15 protein-coding genes and 1 tRNA gene are annotated in these 19,324 nt (G+C 57.5%); 7 read left to right on the forward strand and 9 right to left on the reverse strand.

Features of this window, described 5'->3' with window-relative positions; genetic code table 11:
• Positions 1 to 63 precede the first annotated feature (63 nt).
• From J7400_RS12175 to phaC, 6 genes are all read right to left on the reverse strand, one after another.
• On the reverse strand, positions 64 to 645 hold the full coding sequence (locus J7400_RS12175; protein ID WP_209063540.1) for a histidine phosphatase family protein: 582 nt from the start codon (positions 643 to 645) through the stop codon (positions 64 to 66).
• A 133-nt stretch (positions 646 to 778) separates the two neighbouring features.
• Positions 779 to 853: transfer RNA gene (locus tag J7400_RS12180), tRNA-Val, on the reverse strand.
• 19 nt (positions 854 to 872) lie between these two features.
• A complete protein-coding gene (locus tag J7400_RS12185) occupies positions 873 to 1,370 on the reverse strand; it encodes an HU family DNA-binding protein (RefSeq protein WP_247738773.1) in 498 nt (165 codons plus the stop codon).
• 153 nt (positions 1,371 to 1,523) lie between these two features.
• The gene (gene phaR, locus J7400_RS12190; RefSeq protein WP_209063542.1) at positions 1,524 to 2,078 is read right to left on the reverse strand and encodes a polyhydroxyalkanoate synthesis repressor PhaR; all 555 of its coding nucleotides are present in this window, start codon (positions 2,076 to 2,078) and stop codon (positions 1,524 to 1,526) included.
• Between the two features lie 129 nt (positions 2,079 to 2,207).
• Positions 2,208 to 2,654, reverse strand: a complete 447-nt coding sequence (locus J7400_RS12195; protein ID WP_209063545.1) for a phasin, PhaP — start codon at positions 2,652 to 2,654, stop codon at positions 2,208 to 2,210.
• Positions 2,655 to 2,800: 146 nt separating this feature from the next.
• Entirely contained in the window at positions 2,801 to 4,594 is a 1,794-nt protein-coding gene (gene phaC, locus J7400_RS12200; protein WP_209063547.1) for a class I poly(R)-hydroxyalkanoic acid synthase, read from the reverse strand.
• A gap of 108 nt (positions 4,595 to 4,702) precedes the next feature.
• Here phaC and phaZ point away from each other — a divergent pair, with 108 nt between their 5' ends.
• The 3 genes from phaZ (at position 4,703) to J7400_RS12215 (ending at position 10,536) form a co-directional block, all read left to right on the forward strand.
• Positions 4,703 to 5,974, forward strand: coding sequence for a polyhydroxyalkanoate depolymerase (gene phaZ / locus J7400_RS12205; protein ID WP_209063549.1), 1,272 nt, complete (start codon positions 4,703 to 4,705; stop codon positions 5,972 to 5,974).
• 601 nt (positions 5,975 to 6,575) lie between these two features.
• Complete coding sequence (locus J7400_RS12210; protein ID WP_209063550.1) at positions 6,576 to 10,268, forward strand: vitamin B12-dependent ribonucleotide reductase; 3,693 nt, start codon at positions 6,576 to 6,578, stop codon at positions 10,266 to 10,268.
• Positions 10,269 to 10,278: 10 nt separating this feature from the next.
• Entirely contained in the window at positions 10,279 to 10,536 is a 258-nt protein-coding gene (locus J7400_RS12215; protein ID WP_209063552.1) for a hypothetical protein, read from the forward strand.
• 280 nt (positions 10,537 to 10,816) lie between these two features.
• On the opposite strand, the gene J7400_RS12220 is transcribed toward J7400_RS12215, so the two are convergent.
• Together J7400_RS12220 and lon are read right to left on the reverse strand one after the other, a co-directional pair.
• Entirely contained in the window at positions 10,817 to 12,049 is a 1,233-nt protein-coding gene (locus J7400_RS12220) for a hypothetical protein (protein WP_209063554.1), read from the reverse strand.
• 179 nt (positions 12,050 to 12,228) lie between these two features.
• The gene (gene lon, locus J7400_RS12225; protein ID WP_209063556.1) at positions 12,229 to 14,631 is read right to left on the reverse strand and encodes an endopeptidase La; all 2,403 of its coding nucleotides are present in this window, start codon (positions 14,629 to 14,631) and stop codon (positions 12,229 to 12,231) included.
• Between the two features lie 357 nt (positions 14,632 to 14,988).
• Here lon and J7400_RS12230 point away from each other — a divergent pair, with 357 nt between their 5' ends.
• Together J7400_RS12230 and J7400_RS12235 are read left to right on the forward strand one after the other, a co-directional pair.
• A complete protein-coding gene (locus J7400_RS12230; RefSeq protein ID WP_209063558.1) occupies positions 14,989 to 16,542 on the forward strand; it encodes a hypothetical protein in 1,554 nt (517 codons plus the stop codon).
• Positions 16,535 to 16,789: a hypothetical protein gene (locus J7400_RS12235; RefSeq protein WP_209063560.1), complete on the forward strand. Its 255-nt coding sequence runs from the start codon at positions 16,535 to 16,537 to the stop codon at positions 16,787 to 16,789. Before J7400_RS12230 ends, J7400_RS12235 begins: the two co-directional genes overlap by 8 nt.
• Positions 16,790 to 16,802: 13 nt before the next feature.
• Here the strand turns inward: J7400_RS12235 and tgt are convergent, their stop codons facing one another.
• Positions 16,803 to 17,933, reverse strand: a complete 1,131-nt coding sequence (gene tgt, locus J7400_RS12240) for a tRNA guanosine(34) transglycosylase Tgt (RefSeq protein WP_209063562.1) — start codon at positions 17,931 to 17,933, stop codon at positions 16,803 to 16,805.
• Between the two features lie 134 nt (positions 17,934 to 18,067).
• Between tgt and J7400_RS12245 the strand changes: the two genes are divergently transcribed.
• Both J7400_RS12245 and J7400_RS12250 read left to right on the forward strand, forming a co-directional pair.
• Entirely contained in the window at positions 18,068 to 18,949 is an 882-nt protein-coding gene (locus tag J7400_RS12245) for an SPFH domain-containing protein (RefSeq protein WP_209063564.1), read from the forward strand.
• A gap of 4 nt (positions 18,950 to 18,953) precedes the next feature.
• The gene (locus J7400_RS12250) at positions 18,954 to 19,229 is read left to right on the forward strand and encodes a hypothetical protein (RefSeq protein WP_209063566.1); all 276 of its coding nucleotides are present in this window, start codon (positions 18,954 to 18,956) and stop codon (positions 19,227 to 19,229) included.
• Positions 19,230 to 19,324: the final 95 nt, after the last annotated feature.

The following is a 19,324-nucleotide window of genomic DNA, read 5'->3' on the forward strand; positions in this document are numbered from 1 at the left end:
GGCGGATTTAGAGAATACCGCGGGGGAGCGCAAGAGGGGATTTGAGAAAATCTCCAGAAATTTTCATTCCACCTGCAAAACCCGTTCCCGGCCGCCTTTCAGCTCATAGACGCAGCCCTGTAAATTCGGCAGTGCCGCCGTCTCCGCATGGCTTAACCCGCAGATCAGCCCGCGCAGCACCTGTCCCCACAATCCGTGCCCCACCATCACCGTGGGCCCGTCCAAGCCTGCCAACACCGCACGCACCCGCGCCTCAAAGGCGGCATAGCCCTCCCCTTCCGGCGCTGCACAGAAAAGATCTAGCGCTTTGGGATTCGCCCCATAGATGTCCGGATAGCGCGCGTCGATCTCATCCATGGTCATGCCCTGAAAGACACCCGCCTGCGCCTCAGCCAATCTTGCATCGCGCACCATGGGATGCCCACCTAGCGCAATCGCTGCGGTTTGCTGTGCCCTGCGCAATGGAGACACAAGGCAGTGCGGTTTGTGCGCCTTCAGAATCGGCGCGATCAAATCGGCCTGTTGACCCGCCTGTGCCCGCCCCAGCTCCGTCAAATCGCTTTCCAACTGCCCCTGAACCCGCCGCACCGCATTCCACGTGGTTTGCCCATGGCGCAAAAACCAAATTGTCGGAAACTCTGTCATCTGCTGCCTCATATGGCGCACATCGCGCCTTTTGGCGGAGCCTAGCCCCGCACGCGCCCACCGCGCAAGGAGATCAGATTTATAAATAAAAACGGGCGCTCAACCCGTTTAGGGGAGCGCCCGTTTGGAAGAATGGTGGGTGATAAGAGATTTGAACTCCTGACATCTTCGATGTGAACGAAGCGCTCTACCACTGAGCTAATCACCCGGTGACGCGGCTTCTATCCTCACTCCGCGGCCTCTGCAAGGCCCTCTTTGTCACTTTCTGCATCCCCGGACTTGGTCTCTGTTTCCGCATCCGCAAGCTTGCGCCGCAGACGGAGATTGAGCACCTGCACATCGCCAACCGACTTCTGATTCTGGATTTTGACTTTGCCCAATTCCGGCAGATTGAGCCCCTGCCCCTGTGCCAGGGTTTCCCCCAAAATCGCCAGTGCCGCCTCAACAGCAGGCTTCACATCGCGCTTTTTCACGCCGGAGCGCATCACCACCGCTTCGATCAGATCCCGCTTGCGAAACGCCTCTGCTTCTTCTGCAGCGGCGGCGGCTTCCTCTACAACCGGTGCCACAGCCTCTTCGGCAATCGCTTTGGCGCCCTTGGGGGCGTCGCGCAGGCTGGTGCTGGTTTTGCGGGTAGAGGTGCTGCGTGCACGGGTTTTGGTTGTGGCTTTCGCCCGCATTGTGGTGCGTTTGCGTGTGCTTGTCCCTGTGGTGGATTTGGCCATTTTGGTCCCTCATTGGTCTGCTCGACAGCAAAAGCTTAACAACCGACCGTGCAAAACAACAGGAAATTCCACATTCACATACAATATGTGCGCACGACTCACATCATGCGCACAAAATAATCTAGGCGATTTGGGTCGACAGAATCGCCCGCGTCACTTCAGCTTGGACAGCTTGTCCTGCAAATCCGCCAGCTGGCGTTTGATCGCGTCCAGATCTTCGCCCTCGCCACTGTCCGCATCCGCTTCTGGCGCCGGTGAGGAGCTGCCCGGCCAGGCCATGCCACCGGTCATCGCTTTCATGAAAGCTTCCTGCTGCGCCTGCATCGCCTCAAGCCCGGGCATCTTCATGCCGCCGCCCATGCTCTCCATGACTTTTTCCTGTCCTTCACGCAGCATCTCAAAGGATGTCTGAAGGAATTGCGGCACCATGGAGGTTGCTTGCGTGGTGTAGGCCCGCACCAGATCATTGAGCACATTCACCGGCAGAACATTCTCGCCGCGGCTCTCATGCTCGGCAATGATTTGCAGCAGATATTGCCGCGTCAGGTCGTCGCCGCTTTTTAGATCCACGATCTGAACTTCGCGCCCGGATCGGATAAATCCGGCGATATCTTCAAGCGTCACATAGTCGCTGGTTTCGGTGTTGTAGAGCCGGCGGCTCGCATAGCGCTTGATCAGCAATGGTTTATTATCGTCACCCACGTCCATCTCCCCAATATTCATGCAGTGCAGAAAAAAGCCTATGCGACTGCAGAACAAAAAGAAAGGGCAGGCCTGAAGCCTGCCCTTGCAAACCGCGCATCGGGGAGGAGGAGAAGCGCGAGATTTGCGTAGTTTTTATTTTGCTGTCGCTTTTTTCGCAGCGGCAGTCACCTCAGAGGTGGCTTTTTTGACAGCTGCGGTCGCCTCTTCGCTGGCTTCCTTGCCCGCAGACATCAACAACTCGACGGTTTCCATCTGAACTTTTTTCGCAACTTCTGCAAAAGCGGCCATGTTTTCAGAAGCAACTTCGGCCTGTGCGGAAGCAAAATCGGTCAGCGCTTTGGCGTAATCGGCCGGCTCTGCTTTGGCTTTGGACATGTCGCCCAGCTTTGTCAGAGTGTCTTTGGTCCATTTGGAAGAAATCTCAGAAGACTTCTCTGCTGCACCAAGCGCCACAGCGGCGAGTTTCTCGTTCAGCGCTGCGGTGTTTTTGAACGCATCTTCAAAAGCCGAGGTATCAACTGGGAAGGAGCCCATCGCGTCTTTGAACATTGCAGTTACGTCCTGTGCTGCTTTAGCCATTTTTCAGTTCCTTAATTGAATAACAGCCCAAGGAAGAAACAGATGATCAGGGCTGCGCGTCTAGTCTCTGAAAACAATATGCGTGCTGCATTGCGGCATTTCAAGGATTTTTTGCTGCATTGCAGCAAAAACCTATTAAGCCTCTATTATTTCAATGCTTTTTTCCGGACATATTCGCCAGGCGCGTCGCAGATCGCAGGATGCGTGACTGTTCCTGGAACCCGCGCCTCCACCTGTTTGCCAGATTTCTTTGACAACCATGTGTCCCACCGCGGCCACCATGAGCCTTCGTGGAACGTGGCCTCCTCCATCCACTCATCCGCGGACAAACTCAGCTTGCTGTTGGTGTAGTGGCCGTACTTCTTTTTGCTCGGCGGGTTCACAATCCCGGCGATATGGCCGGACTGGGACACGATGAAGGTTTTGGAGCGGCTCTTGGTCTGCTGATAGCCGTGATAGCAATCTTTCCAACGCGCGATGTGATCGGTCTCACAGGTCACCGAACACGTCGGAATGTCCACGTCAGAGATCTTCAGCGTCTCGCCGCACAGCTCAAGGCCTTCGCCAACAAACTTGTTGGATTGGCACAGATCGCGCAAATACTGATGCGCCATCTTGCCTGGAAGGCCGGAGCCATCCCCGTTCCAGAACAACAGATCAAACGCAGGCGGGGCCTCCCCCATCATGTAGCTTTTGATCGCAGGCGTATAAATCAGGTCATTTGAGCGCAGAAAGCTGAAGGTGCGCTGCATGATGAACGACCGAAGCACGCCCTCTTCTTCAATTTCCTCATCAATCCCGTCGATGAAGTCATCCTGAAGGAAAGGTGTGAATTCGCCCTGATCGCCAAAATCCGTCAGCGTGGTGAAGAAAGTGGCAGATTTCACAGACTCATCGCCACGCTGTTTCATCAGAGACAGGGTCAGATGCATGGTGGTGCCAGCAATACAGTAGCCGACCACATTCACCTGTGGCTGCGCCGTGATCTCTTTGACCTGTGCAATCGCATCAAGGAAGCCTTCCTCAATGTAATCATCAAGCCCCACATCCGCCAAAGACCGGTCCGGATTGACCCAACTGACCACAAACACCGTGTAGCCCTGCGCCACGGCCCAACGGATCAGGCTGTTCTGCTCTTTGAGATCGAGGATATAATATTTGTTGATCCACGGCGGGAAGATTACCAGCGGCGTTTCATACACGGTCTCGGTGCTGGGTGAAAACTGCAGCAGCTCATACATGCGGCAGCGGTACACCACCTTGCCCGGCGCTGTAGCGATGTTGCCGCCAATCTCAAAGGCGCTTTCATCCGCAAGCTTCACAAGCAACTCGCCGTTGTTAGCATCCAGATCCGAGATCAGATTCTCCAGCCCGTCCACAAGGCTCTGGCCTTCGGTTTCCACGGCACGCTCCAGCGCTTCCGGATTGGTGCCCAGAAAATTGGTCGGCGACATCATATCTATGATCTGCTGGGAGAAGTAATCAATGCGTTGCTTGTCTTTGGGGGCAAGCCCCTCCAATTCAGACACCGCAGTCTGAATGGCCTGCGCATTGCGCATATATTGCTGTTTGAGCAGGTTGAAATAGGGGTGGCTCTTCCACAGAGGATGGGAGAATCGGCGATCGGTGGGCGTATCATCCTGCGGAGCAGCAAACTGTCCTTTCAGCATCATATTCTGCGCATCGACAAAGCCTTTGACCGATTTGCTCCAGAGATCGAGCTGGTTTTCGAGCACTTTGCCCGGATTATCCAACATACCTTGCCAATAGGCGCTTGCGGCATTCAGAAAGACTTCGGGTTCCGGGCTGTTCAGTTCATTTCTCAGGGGTTTATGGCGGCTCATGACGTCCGCGAGCTTTAATGACAACGCCTCAACTTTTGCGAGGTTGGCGTTCAGGCGTTCCATTTTTTCACCTGCTTCGGTCTCATTTGTTGTCATATTAACCCATTCGTCCTATTCTCGCTGCTACGCAGCATAAAAACATCCGCCCCTGTAATACTAATGGGGAAACAAGTTACTGGATACCCCAAGGTAAGGAATACACACATGCGGTACATGGCCACGTATGATCTTATGGAAACCATGCGCAATACCAACCAATGGCTCGGCGCAACCGCCTCGGCCATGGCCTCCTACCCTGCGATGGCATTGGTTCCCAACCCGGCCCTGCAATGGATGCGGGCCTGGGGCGAAGTCACAGAGCGCACATTCCAGCGAATGGTTGTGAAGCCTGACTGGGGCATCGACAGCTTCACTTGCGAGGACGGCAAGGACCATATCGTCAACATCAACACTTTGGTTGAGCGCCCGTTTGGCGATCTGATCCATTTTGACGTCTCCGGCCGCGCGCCGATGAAACGCAAGGTGCTGCTGGTCGCGCCCATGTCCGGCCACTACGCCACCCTGCTGCGCTCGACCGTCAAAAGCCTCATTTCCGATTGCGAAGTCTATATCACCGATTGGCATAACGCGCGTGACATCCCGGTAAGCGAAGGCAAGTTTGATGTTGAGGATTACACCCTCTACCTTGTCGATTTTATGAAACACCTCGGCCCGGACATCCATGTGATGGCCGTCTGCCAGCCCGCGCCACTGACGTTGGCTGCGACCGCCTATCTGGCCGGAGAAGATCCAAAGGCCCAGCCCCGCTCCCTGACGCTGATCGGCGGGCCGATTGACACCGAGGCCGCAGCCACTGAGGTCACAGACTTCGGCCACCGCGTGACTATGGGCCAGCTTAAGGAAACCATGATCCAGCGTGTCGGCTTCAAATATCCCGGCGTGGGGCGCATGGTCTATCCGGGCCTGCTGCAGCTCCATTCCTTCATGTCCATGAATGCGGAGCGCCACTCCAAGGCCTTCACCGACCAGATCATGCGCGTGACCCGCGGCGAAGCCTCCGACCACGATCAGCACAACCGATTCTATGATGAGTACCTCGCGGTGATGGATATGACCGCAGAGTTCTACCTCTCTACCGTAGAGCGAATCTTCAAAAACAACGAAATCGCCAAAAACACTTTTACGGTGAAAGGCCGCCCTGTGGATGTGGGCAAAATCACCACCGTTGCGATCAAGACCGTTGAGGGCGCGAAAGACGACATCACCGCGCCAGGCCAATGTGTGGCAGCGCTCGATCTGTGCACCGGACTGCCAGACAGCAAGAAGGCCAGCCACGTCGAGCCTGACGCTGGGCACTACGGTATCTTTGCCGGTAAGAGCTGGCGCAACAACATCCGCCCGCTGGTTCTGGAGTTCATTGATGCAAACTCTGAGCCTCAGACTCGCAAGCCGGCCAACAAAAATACCGCAGCCTAATTCCTCAGCGCTGAAGTTTTGATCAAACAGGCTGCCTTCGGGCGGCCTGTTTTTGTTTGACGTAAGGTCCAGCGGAGCAGATCCGGGCAGATCGGGAAAAATTTCTACATTTTTGTCATTTCCGCGCAGGTCAACACAACATCTAGTGAGAAATACAAGCCCTTAGATCACGATCCTGTGATTCATAAAGGTTTTTCAGATGGTTACCGGCGCCAGCCGATTTTAACCTTCTATTAACCTTCTGTGGAGGAATCGTAGACGGGCCAAAAACCGCCTCTCGCCCGCATTCGGTCAACAGAGAAAATCCTACTTTTTTGTAAATAAATTCGTTGACCCTCTATGCAAATTTACGCCAGTTTGTGGGGGCAGCCAAGAAAACACACTACATGTTGTGGCGCGAGGGGCGGCAGGGACAATTCGGAAATCAGCGCCAATTAAGGCCATTAGCGACACCAGATATTGTGTGGTGCGCACGCCGGTTCCTTTTGCCTTTCGAAGTGAGACCCCGTCCGGTGGTCCAAACCGCATGTTTTTAGGCCGCTGAGGGCAAGGGCACAGGTGATGTGTCGGGGTTAATTTGGAACTGGGAACGAGGCAGGGCATGAAAATTCAACGGCGTTTCACCAAGACCGGACAGGACGCATACGCGGACCTCAACTTCGTGACCACCGAATCGGAAATCCGCAACCCGGATGGCACCATCGTGTTCCGCCTCGACAATGTTGAAGTTCCTGCCAGCTGGTCTCAGGTGGCCTCCGATGTGATTGCCCAGAAGTATTTCCGCAAAGCCGGCGTGCCTGCCAAGCTGCGCAAAGTGCGTGAAAAGGACGTGCCTGAGTTCCTGTGGCGCTCTGTGCCTGCAAATGATGACGTACAACTAGGCGGCGAGACCAGCGCTAAACAGGTTTTTGACCGCCTCGCCGGTGCGTGGACCTATTGGGGCTGGAAAGGCGGCTACTTCTCCTCCGAGGAAGACGCCCGCGCCTACTTCGACGAAATGCGCTTTATGCTCGCAACCCAACGCGCAGCACCAAACTCTCCACAGTGGTTCAACACCGGTCTGCACTGGGCCTATGGCATCGATGGGCCAAGCCAGGGTCACTACTATGTGGACTATAAAACCGGCAAGCTGACCAAATCCAAATCCGCCTACGAGCACCCACAGCCCCACGCCTGCTTCATTCAGTCCGTGGCCGATGATCTGGTGGGTGATGGCGGCATCATGGACCTCTGGGTGCGCGAGGCACGCCTCTTCAAATACGGCTCCGGCACCGGCACCAACTTCTCCTCGCTGCGCGCAGACGGCGAATCTCTCTCCGGCGGCGGGAAATCCTCCGGCCTCATGGGCTTTCTGAAGATCGGTGACCGCGCTGCTGGCGCAATCAAATCCGGCGGCACCACGCGGCGCGCAGCCAAGATGGTGATCGTGGATGCGGACCACCCGGACATCGAAGAATACATCAACTGGAAGGTCAAAGAGGAGCAGAAGGTTGCCTCCATCGTGGCCGGCTCCAAGATGCACGAGCAGAAGCTCAACGCCATTTTTGCCGCGATCGGCTCCTGGGATGGCGCGGAGGCAGACGCCTATGATGCCAAGGTCAACCCGGCGCTGAAAGCTGCGGTACGTGACGCCAAAAGCGTCATGATCCCGGAGACTTACATCAAGCGCGTGCTGGATTATGCCAAACAGGGCTACGCCAGTATCGAATTTCCGACCTATGACACCGACTGGGATTCTGAAGCCTACGCCTCCGTGTCGGGCCAGAACTCCAACAACTCGATCCGTGTCACCGACGCCTTCCTGAAGGCGGTTGAGAATGACGACGATTGGGAATTGATCCGCCGCACCGACGGCGAGGTCGCCAAAACCATCAAGGCGCGCAAGCTTTGGGAAGATGTGGGCCACGCCGCATGGGCCTGTGCCGATCCGGGCATCCAGTACCACGACACCGTCAATGCGTGGCACACCTGTCCCGAAGACGGCGAGATTCGCGGCTCCAACCCCTGCTCTGAGTATATGTTCCTGGATGATACGGCCTGTAACCTGGCCTCCATGAACCTGCTGACCTTCCTCAAAGACGGCCAGTTTCAGGCAGAAGACTACATCCACGCCACCCGCCTCTGGACGGTGACGCTGGAAATCTCCGTGACCATGGCGCAGTTCCCGTCCAAGGAAATTGCGCAGCTCAGCTATGATTTCCGCACGCTGGGTCTGGGCTATGCCAACATTGGCGGCCTGCTGATGAACATGGGGCTGGGCTATGACAGCACCGAAGGCCGCGCGCTGGCCGGTGCCCTCACCGCGATCATGACCGGCATTTCTTATGCCACCTCCGCCGAGATGGCCGGTGAGCTGGGCGCCTTTGACGGCTATGCCCGCAACAGCCAGCACATGCTGCGCGTGATCCGCAACCACCGCCGCGCCGCCTACGGCAAAACCGAAGGCTACGAAGGCCTTGCGGTCAAGCCGGTGGCACTCGACACCGCCAACTGCCCGGATCCGATGCTGGTCGCGCTTGCACAGTCCAGCTGGGACGAAGCGCTGATGCTTGGCGAGAAAAACGGCTTCCGCAACGCGCAGACCTCCGTGATTGCTCCCACCGGCACCATTGGTCTGGTGATGGATTGCGACACCACCGGGATCGAGCCTGACTTCGCGCTGGTGAAGTTCAAGAAGCTCGCAGGCGGCGGCTACTTCAAGATCATCAACCGCTCCGTCCCTGGCGCATTGGAAAAGCTTGGCTATTCCTCCGCCCAGATCGAAGAGATTGTGTCTTACGCCGTGGGCCACGGCTCCATCGGCAACGCGCCGGGCATCAACCACACCTCTCTCATTGGCCATGGGTTCACCACCAATGAGATCGACAAGATCGAAGCGGCGCTTGGCTCTGCATTCGACATCCGCTTTGTCTTCAACCAGTGGACGCTGGGCGAAGAGTTCTGCACCAATGCGCTTGGCATTCCGGCGGAGAAACTCAACGATCCGTCGTTTGAGCTGCTCGCCCACCTCGGCTTCACCAAAGCCGACATTGAAGCCGCCAATGACCACGTTTGCGGCACCATGACCCTGGAAGGCGCACCGCACCTCAAAGAAGAGCACTATGCGATCTTTGACTGCGCCAACCCATGCGGCAAGAAAGGCAAGCGCTACCTCTCCGTAGACAGCCACATCACCATGATGGCCGCCGCGCAAAGCTTCATTTCCGGCGCGATCTCCAAGACGATCAACATGCCAAATGATGCCACCATCGAAGACTGCCAGAAGGCTTATGAGCTCTCCTGGTCTCTCGGCATCAAAGCCAATGCGCTCTATCGCGACGGCTCCAAACTGTCCCAACCGCTGGCCGCTGCGCTGGTGGAAGATGATGACGAAGCCGCCGAAGTGCTCGAAACAGGCTCCATGCCTGAAAAAGCACAGGTGCTGGCGGAGAAAATCGTCGAGAAGATCGTGCTCAAAGAAGTAGCCCGCGGTCGGGAGAAGATGCCAGAGCGCCGCAAAGGCTACACTCAGAAAGCAGTTGTGGGCGGCCACAAGGTCTACCTGCGGACCGGCGAATACTCCGACGGCTCGCTGGGCGAAATCTTCATCGATATGCACAAGGAAGGCGCTGGCTTCCGCGCGATGATGAACAACTTCGCCATCGCGGTCTCCGTGGGCCTGCAATATGGCGTGCCGCTTGAAGAGTTTGTCGATGCGTTCACCTTCACCAAATTTGAGCCTGCGGGCATGGTGCAGGGCAACGACAGCATCAAGAACGCGACCTCGATCCTGGACTACATCTTCCGCGAGCTGGCTGTGTCTTATCTCGACCGCACCGACCTCGCCCACATCAAGCCTCAAGGCACCAGCTTTGACGATATGGGCCGCGGCGAAGAGGAAGGCGTGTCCAACCTCTCAGAGCTCTCAGAATCGGCCGCAAGCCGGTCTCTGGAAGTGCTGAAACAGATCTCCTCTACAGGGTATCTGCGCAAGCGCCTGCCACAGGAACTTGTGGTTCTGAACGGCGGTGGCGGGACCTCGCCGGAAATGGGCGATCCTATCCAAAAATTGAACACGCTTGTGCCGGAAACCGCTAGCGCGGGCGTATCAGACGTGGCATCCAGCGCCTCCGCCGCAACGGTGGCCGCGCCGGCAGCTGCACCTGTCGCAACCCTGTCGATGGACGCTCGGTCCAAGGCAAAGATGCAGGGCTATGAGGGAGACCCCTGCGGCGATTGCGGAAACTACACGCTGGTGCGCAACGGCACCTGCATGAAATGCAACACCTGTGGCGCGACAAGCGGCTGCAGCTAAGGAGAAGAATGTGACTACCACGAAGCGCAGAAGCCTTCGAGCCGAAGACATGACAGCCAGCATTCACGAGATCTCACCTGTTGAAAAGCCACTCACGGATGATCTCGCCGTCGTCGGACGTATTTCTGTCCGGCGCGAATGGGCCAAGCAGGTCCGTCAGGGGGCCAAAGAAAAACTGCTGGGTGCGGAGACCTCCGCCCCCAAAGCAGTCAAAGACAACGGCTACGCAGAGCAGCTGCTCTACGCGGCCAGCAAGCGCCGGGCCTGACCCCGCCGCCACATGAGATCCCGGGGGGACCTGGGTAGGGGGCAGAGGCCCCCGACGAAATATCCCGCCATCGTCCCTATTTCAGGTGGTGGTGATACCCGGAGCGGGTGCGCTCGCTCCGACGACATTCAGGCCGCAGGCAAAAAACATCGAGCGGTATATAGAGTGAGCCTGAATGGCGAAACTGGGGGGCCAAGCGCCCCCCAATTTTTTTCTATTTGAGAAACAGAAAAGCGCGCCACTTAAAGGGCACGCTCTCAATCTCAAACCTGTGTCTCACTCAGTGCGGAACACTGGTAGAAATCGCTGCTTTGTCGTCTTTGCGATAGGCGTTCAGCATCGCTTCAAAGGACGCAAAGATCTCGTGCATGTGTTTGCTTTTGTATGGGAAAATCGCATCTGAATCCATGTCGTGCACGATCAGCGCATTGTCCGCTTCAAACACCACCAGATTGCCGTCACGGTCTTCGGCGCAATCAATGCCGAAGTAGTTCAACCCGATACCCGTGGTCAGCGCCTCAAACGCATGGCTGTGGCGTGCCGCAAAACCTGTGTCAAACGCTTCCATCCAGGCGGCCTCTTCCGCGCGCTTCTCTGGATGCTGCTCCATCTTCGCGTTCAGATACCAAACGTCCCACTGATCCGCGATCGCCATATGACAGGGGAAGGCTTTGCCGTTCACAAAGACAATCCGGTATTTGCGGAATTGGCTGTCAGCAGGCGTCGCATAGTTCACATATTCAGAGACAAAGAAATCCGGTGCAGGTTGACGCAGCAGGTAATCCACCAGCGCGTCCTTATCATCCACTTTCTCAAGCCCCAGACCGGCATGGGAACCCACCGGACGGATGATGTAGGGATAGCCCCCTACCCCGGCCAGCATCGCTTCCTCCTGCCCCGCAACCAGCGCGCCAATCAGCGCGTCGCGTGTGATCCGGGTGGTCTTCGGGAAGCGCAGCCCGCGCACGTAAGGGAAGATGCGTGCCAGCACGTCACGATCAAGATCCACCGGCCCGTCAGGCAGGTTGAACGTATGAACGCCGCTCTGTGCTGTCAGCCCACGCACGGTCTCAAAAAACGGTGTGGCAATGTCGGAATCGGTCGGCACCGCACAGAACGCCACATCATGCTCCGGCAGCACATTCTGCGCGCCGGGTGTCAGGTCAGGATAATAGGTGATGATCTCAAAATCAGAGGTTTCCAGCAGGAATTCAATCGGCGTATTGCCCCCCACATGGCTCGGCTCCGCAAACACCAAGAGCTTGGGTTGCGCCGTTTCGCGCCGGTTGATGGAGAACATGCGATGGCCCTTCAGCGCCTTGGCCTGCCACTCCAGCCCCATCTCCTGATTTCCATGCAGCTGATCAATCACCGAGAGGTCCATAAAAATGCCGTCGGTGTCATCACTCTGCTCCGATTGTGTGAGCAGTTCAGCCCGCAGCGGCATCAAATCGATTCCGTCAAAGGCCATCTTCGTCAGCCGCGCAAGGCCGAGTCGTGTTTGAGGTTCCATTCTGGCTCCTGATGTAAAATGCCCCTCTGGGATGCCGGAATATGATTAATGATCAGTGGATCAAAACCCCGCTGTGACCGATTAAAATCACACGATTTTTTCTTAAAATTGGATACATCTAGCGCATAAAAAAACGCGCCAGATTGCTGACGCGTTTTCTCGTACTTTAAGCGGGCTTTTTAGTGCGCGCGGGCGCCTGTGCCCTCTTCAGATTTCAGCGCTGCCGCTGCGGCTTCTTCTGCCGCCTCGTCCCACTCAATCGCTTCTGGCTCTTCAATCAGCGCAAGCTTCAGCACTTCGGAGACATGTTTCACCGCGATGATTTCCAGACCGTCTTTCACGTTGTCCGGAATATCCGCCAGATCTTTCTCGTTCTCCTGCGGGATCAGCACGGTTTTGATGCCGCCGCGCAGTGCCGCCAAGAGCTTCTCTTTGAGGCCGCCAATCGGCATCGCATTGCCGCGCAGAGAGACCTCGCCGGTCATGGCAATGTCTTTGCGCACAGGAATGCCGGTCAGCACAGACACAATCGAGGTCACCATCGCAAGGCCCGCAGAGGGGCCGTCCTTCGGGGTGGCCCCATCTGGCACGTGCACGTGGATGTCGATTTTGTCAAAGACGGTTGGCTTCACACCAATCTGCGGGCTGATCGAGCGCACGTAGGAGCTTGCTGCATCGATGGATTCTTTCATCACATCGCCGAGCTTACCGGTGGTTTTCATCCGCCCCTTACCGGGCAGTTTCAAACCTTCGATATGCAGCAGATCGCCGCCCACGCTGGTCCAGGCCAGACCGGTGACAACACCGACCTGATGCTCTTCTTCCGCAAGACCGTAGCGGTATTTCTTCACGCCAAGGAAATCATCCAGATTCTCAGGTGTGACAGACACGCTTTCGGCGTCGCCTTTCACAATCTGTGTGACCGCCTTCCGGGTCAGCTTCGCCAGCTCACGCTCAAGGTTCCGCACGCCCGCCTCGCGGGTGTAGGTGCGGATCACCTCCTGCAGCGCCTCGTCAGAGACCTCGAACTCGCCCTTTTTCAGGCCGTGGTTCTTGATCTGCTTGTCGATCAGGTGCTGACGCGCGATCTCACGCTTTTCGTCCTCGGTGTACCCGGCCAGCGAAATGATCTCCATCCGGTCCAGCAAAGGCCCCGGCATGTTGTAGGAGTTCGCCGTGGTCAGGAACATCACGTTGGAAAGATCATATTCCACCTCAAGGTAGTGATCCACGAAGGTGCCGTTCTGCTCTGGGTCGAGAACCTCGAGCATCGCAGAGGCCGGATCACCGCGGAAGTCCTGACCCATCTTGTCGATTTCATCGAGCAGGATCAGCGGGTTGGTGGTCTTCGCTTTCTTCAGCGCCTGAATGATCTTACCCGGCATGGAGCCGATGTAAGTCCGGCGGTGGCCGCGGATCTCGCTTTCATCACGCACGCCGCCAAGGCTGATGCGGATGAATTCACGACCGGTCGCTTTGGCCACAGATTTGCCCAGCGAGGTTTTACCCACACCGGGAGGGCCAACAAGGCACAAGATCGGGCCTTTGAGCTTGGAGGAGCGTTGTTGCACCGCGAGATACTCGACGATGCGCTCTTTCACCTTCTCCAGGCCGTAGTGGTCTTTGTCGAGCACCGCCTGCGCGCCTTTGAGATCTTTTTTCACGCGGCCGCGCTTGCCCCATGGAATGGAGAGCATCCAATCCAGATAGTTGCGCACCACGGTGGCCTCGGCACTCATCGGGCTCATGTTCTTGAGCTTCTTGAGTTCCGCGTCAGCCTTTTCCTTGGCCTCTTTGGAGAGCTTGGTCTTGGCGATCTTCTCTTCGAGCTCGGCAATTTCGCCTTCGCCCTCTTCGCCATCCCCCAGCTCCTTCTGAATGGCCTTCATCTGCTCATTCAGATAGTACTCGCGCTGGGTTTTCTCCATCTGGGATTTGACGCGGGTTTTGATCTTTTTCTCAACCTGCAGAACGCTCATCTCGCCCTGCATAAGGCCATAGACCTTCTCCAAGCGCTCGCTCACAGACAGGGTCTCCAGAAGCTCCTGCTTCTCAGACACCTCAATGCCCAGATGCCCGGCCACAAGATCGGCCAGACGCGCCGGCTCAGCGGCTTCTTCCACCGCACTCAGCGCCTCTTCGGGGATGTTCTTTTTGACCTTGGCATAACGCTCAAACTCATCGCCAACAGAGCGCAGAAGCGCTTCGATGGTGGCGGCGTCGCCTGGCATTTCTTCAAGCGGCTTAGCCGTCGCTTCAAAGAAATCGTCATTTTCCAAAAAGTCGGTGATTGTCACACGGCTCTGGCCTTCGACCAGCACTTTTACAGTGCCATCGGGCAGCTTCAGGAGCTGCAGCACATTCGCCAGAACGCCAGTGCGATAGATGCCATCAATGTTGGGATCATCCTCAGCGGGATCCATCTGGCTCGACAGCAGGATCTGCTTGTCATCGGCCATCACCTCTTCCAGCGCGCGGACCGATTTGTCCCGGCCCACAAACAGCGGCACGATCATATGTGGGAAGACCACAATGTCGCGCAGCGGCAGGACAGGATAAGATGTGTTGAGAGGCTCTTGCATGAGTTTTCCTTGTTCTAGCAAAGCGACACAGGCCCCTCTTTGAGGCAGCCACTCGGCCACTTTCCGTTTCCTCGGCTTATTGATTTGGGGGCCGATGCCTCCGCTTTCAACAGCGTTTTGCTCGTTGGAGCACACAATGCCTTTACAGAGCGTAAGGAACAAGGCGGAAAGCCCCATCTCAAGTGATTTTTCGTGACGTAGATTTGCGCTGTCTGATCGGCAAAAAGTTGCCGTAGCAGCAACCACGCCACAGCTGGGATCCCCCGCATCCCACACGGCGCTGGAAGTTAGGTAATAGAAGGTATTTGTGCTAATGTTTCTGGGTATTTGCTAAGTATCCGGTTTTGAGGTGATTTTATGCGCAGGTTTGCGATCGTTGGGATTTTGGCCGTTGTGTTGCTTGGCGGCTTCCTCGCGCTTGGCATGTTCAGCCCCAGCCCGACAGAGGACGATGCTCCGCTTGTGATCACGATGTCCGGCATCCCGCCTGAGGCATCAGAGACGGCCACCGAGTCAGAGGTGGCCAGCGTTCCTACAAGCCCGCCCCCGGAACAAGAGGTCGCTCCGGCAACAGAAAGTGCGGCATCCGCACCAAGTTTGCCCGAGACCGTGCCAGAGCCCAGCGCTGAAGCGTCAAATTCTCAACGGGCCATGACGGCCCTACGCGCTGAGATTGGCGACGCTCAACAACAGGCCCAATCCACACAACAAAGCACCCGTGGCCTCGCCCTAAGCACGGTGGAGCAGATGATCCAGGACGGCGCGATAACGCCGGAAGCCCTTGCGCAAATGGACATTCCCACGGGAAGCATCGCCGCGCCCTCGACCACCACCGCTCAACCAGACAGCCCAACAAGCGCTCCCTTTGACGAAGCGATCTCAATCCAGCCGGGCACGCTCTTGAGCATCGAAGGCAATCCCGAACCATTTGCCTCCGAAGAGCCACCGGTGATCGAAGATTTTGATACCCCGCTTGAGATGGTGTTAGAGGCTCCTGACGAGTTTGAAAGCGTCTCAGGCATCCCAGCAGAGGGCGCATTCGAACAGCTCGCAACAATGGACCTCAGCGCCACTGAAGAGGCCGCTGCCGCCCCTGTTGCGGAGGAAACCATCTCCGTGGACGCGGCTTCTGACACGGTTGGCGCGGAGGAACGCGCTGAGACAGACTCTGAGGAGGTCGACGCCTTATTGGAAGCGCTGGAGCAAGGCGCAGATCTCAGCGAGCTCCTGCCAGCAACCGCCGCTGGTCCGCCTCCGTCTGACCGCATCATCCCGACCCATCTGTTTGCCGCACCAGGCCAATTCCCGCCCGAGGGCTATCTGGCCTATGGCGTGGTGGCCTTCCCGCAAAATCCGACACCGGACACAGAGGCGCGCTTCGCCATGCTGTGCCGCGCGTTTCAGGGCATCATCGCCTCCGTCGCGGGGGCCACAGCGGCCTTTCCTTCGGCCCGACAGGTTGTGACGATCTGGCCGGTCTCCAGCGCAGAGATCGCAAATGAACTGAACTCAAGCCCGAACGGGCAAAAATGCGAACTGGCAGCGAAACACTACAATCTGCCCCACAGCGACTTCTTCATGGATGCCGCCCGCGCCGCAGGCGAAAACATCGGCTCAGATCGCGGCCCTTTCCTGCTGGCGTGGAACCCCGGCCATTCCATCGGCACCATCGGTGCGCCGGTACTGAGCAAAAACCTAAGCCTCGTTGTGACCAAACAACAGGCCGAGGCTGATTTCCGCGCGTGGAAACGCAAGATCGCTGCAACCTGCTGGGATTGCCCGATTTACCGGTATGAGCTGCGCCGCACCTTGCGGCTTTACAGCGACTATCACGGCGCGCGCATCATTGGGGCCATACGGGCAATGATCACGGATGTGCTCTTAGGCGAAGGGGACAGCGACGATGCTTAAGAAACTCACCTCCCTCAAATCCGCCTCCATCGCCGCGCTGCTTCTGGCACTTGGCATGATGATGTGGGTTGACCCCACCACCCGCGACGGTGACATCGCGCTGGTGATTGTCTCATTCCTCTTTTTCACCCTGATCCTGCGCGGAATCGGGATGCTGATCGATCTGATCTTTGACCGCCAAAACGAAGACGCAGAAAGCGGCGCAGACGAAAAAGCCCCCGCCGAGGGCGAGGGCCAACAAACTTAGCAAACCGCAAGCCTTACAGTGGCTCGATGTCCCCTTGCGCGCGCTGCGCGTGGAAATCCGCTTCCCAGGCCGCAAATGTGCCCGCCGCAATGGCATCCCGCATGCCCTGCATGATCTCTTGGAAATAGTGCAGATTATGCCAGGTCAGCAGCATGCCAGAGATCATCTCGTTGCTGCGGAACACATGATGCAGGTAAGCGCGCGAATAGTTGGAACACGCCGGGCAACTGCACTGCTCATCCAGCGGGCGCGGATCATCCGCGTGGCGTGCGTTTTTGATGTTCACCACCCCGTGGCGTGTGAACACCTGCCCCGTCCGGCCCGAGCGGGACGGCAGCACGCAATCCATCATGTCGATCCCGCGCTTCACCGCGCCGACGATGTCATCCGGTTTGCCCACGCCCATGAGATAGCGCGGCTTGTCCACCGGCAGCATGTCAGGCGCATAGTCCAGACAGCCAAACATCGCCTCCTGCCCTTCGCCAACCGCAAGGCCACCCACGGCATAACCGTCAAAGCCAATCTCTTTGAGCGCCTCAGCGGATTCTTCGCGGAAATCCTGCTCCAGACCGCCCTGCTGAATGCCAAAGAGCGCATGGCCGGGGCGATCCCCAAAGGCATCGCGCGAGCGCTGCGCCCAGCGCATTGACAGCCGCATGCTCTCTGCAATCCGGTCCCGATCCGCAGGCAGCGCAGGGCATTCGTCAAAACACATGACAATGTCGGTGCCCAAGAGCTTCTGGATCTCCATCGACCGCTCCGGCGTCAGCGCGTGCTTGGAACCGTCAATGTGGCTCTTAAACGTCACGCCTTTCTCCGTCAGCTTGCGCAGCCCGGCAAGGCTCATCACCTGAAACCCGCCGCTGTCGGTTAGAATGGGGCGCTCCCAGTTCATGAACTTGTGCAACCCACCCAAACGGTCAATCCGCTCCGCTGTGGGGCGCAGCATCAGGTGATAAGTGTTGCCCAACAGGATATCCGCCCCGGTCGCGCGCACACTTTCCGGCATCATCGCCTTCACCGTTGCCGCCGTGCCCACCGGCATAAACGCGGGCGTGCGAATTTCGCCGCGCGGCGTGTCGATCACACCCGTACGGGCTTTGCCATCCGTGGCCTTAAGCGAGAACGAAAACTTCTCTGACATCACACACCTTCTTTCGGGGACATTTGACGTATTTTCCCCCTCCATACGCCCTCGCGTTTCGCTTGTAAAACACCCCCCAATGCCCATATTGCAAACCACAGAAACACAAGCATTTTTTGGGGAGCAGACCACATATGGAAGATCTGATTTTATCGTTGCTATCACAAAACATCGTCCTGATTTTGGGCGCTATTTTCCTGATCATCGTCGTTCTGAAAGGCGTGCGCATCGTGCCGCAGAGCGAAAAACACGTGGTCGAGCGCTTTGGCCGCCTGCATTCGGTGCTTGGGCCGGGCATCAACTTCGTTGTGCCCTTCCTTGATGTGGTCCGCCACCAGATCTCCATTCTGGAGCGTCAGCTGCCCAACGCCACACAGGACGCGATCACCAAAGACAACGTGCTGGTGCAGATCGACACCTCCGTGTTCTACCGCATTCTGGAGCCGGAAAAGACCGTCTACCGCATCCGCGATGTGGACGGCGCCATTGCCACCACCGTCGCCGGGATCGTGCGGGCCGAGATCGGTAAAATGGATCTGGACGAGGTGCAATCCAACCGCGCCAGCCTGATCGCCTCCATTCAGGCCATGGTCGAAACCGCCGTGGATGACTGGGGCATCGAAGTGACCCGCGCCGAAATCCTTGACGTGAACCTCGACCAAGCCACCCGCGACGCCATGCTGCAACAGCTCAACGCCGAACGCGCCCGCCGCGCGCAGGTGACCGAGGCCGAAGGCCAGAAACGCGCGGTCGAACTGCAGGCTGATGCGGAGCTGTACGCCGCCGAGCAATCCGCCAAAGCCCGCCGCATTGAGGCGGAGGCCGAAGCCTACGCCACTGGCGTTGTGGCCGAAGCGATCAAAAACAACGGCATCGAGGCCGCGCAATATCAGGTGGCGCTCAAACAGGTCGAGTCGCTCAACGCGCTTGGCAATGGCGAAGGCAAACAGACCATCGTGCTGCCCGCCGCCGCGATCGAAGCCTTTGGCGACGCCTTTAAGCTCTTGAAAGGATAAGGATATGGCCGACCTCATGACAACATGGTGGGTCTGGCTCGCCGCCGCCTTGGTGCTCGCGATCCTCGAAGTGCTCGCCCCGGGCTTTGTCTTCCTCGGCTTCGCAATTGCCGCCGCCGTGGTCGGCCTCGCCCTCCTCGGCCCGCTGCAACTTCTATCGGTGCCCATGCTGCTCTTGATCTTCGCCGCCGTCAGCTTGGCCGCCTGGCTCATCCTGCGCCGCCTGTTTGCGCTGCCCAAAGGCCAGGTCAAAACCTTCAAGCATGACATCAACGACTGATCAGCCGGGGCTTGTCGCTAACGAAAAACTTCTGCTCTGACCCCACGGTCGGAGCCTTTTTTGTTTGCATCCCTCTAAAGAAAAACGCCGAGGCG

This window comes from Shimia sp. R9_2, from assembly GCF_017743735.1.
Taxonomy (GTDB): domain Bacteria; phylum Pseudomonadota; class Alphaproteobacteria; order Rhodobacterales; family Rhodobacteraceae; genus Shimia.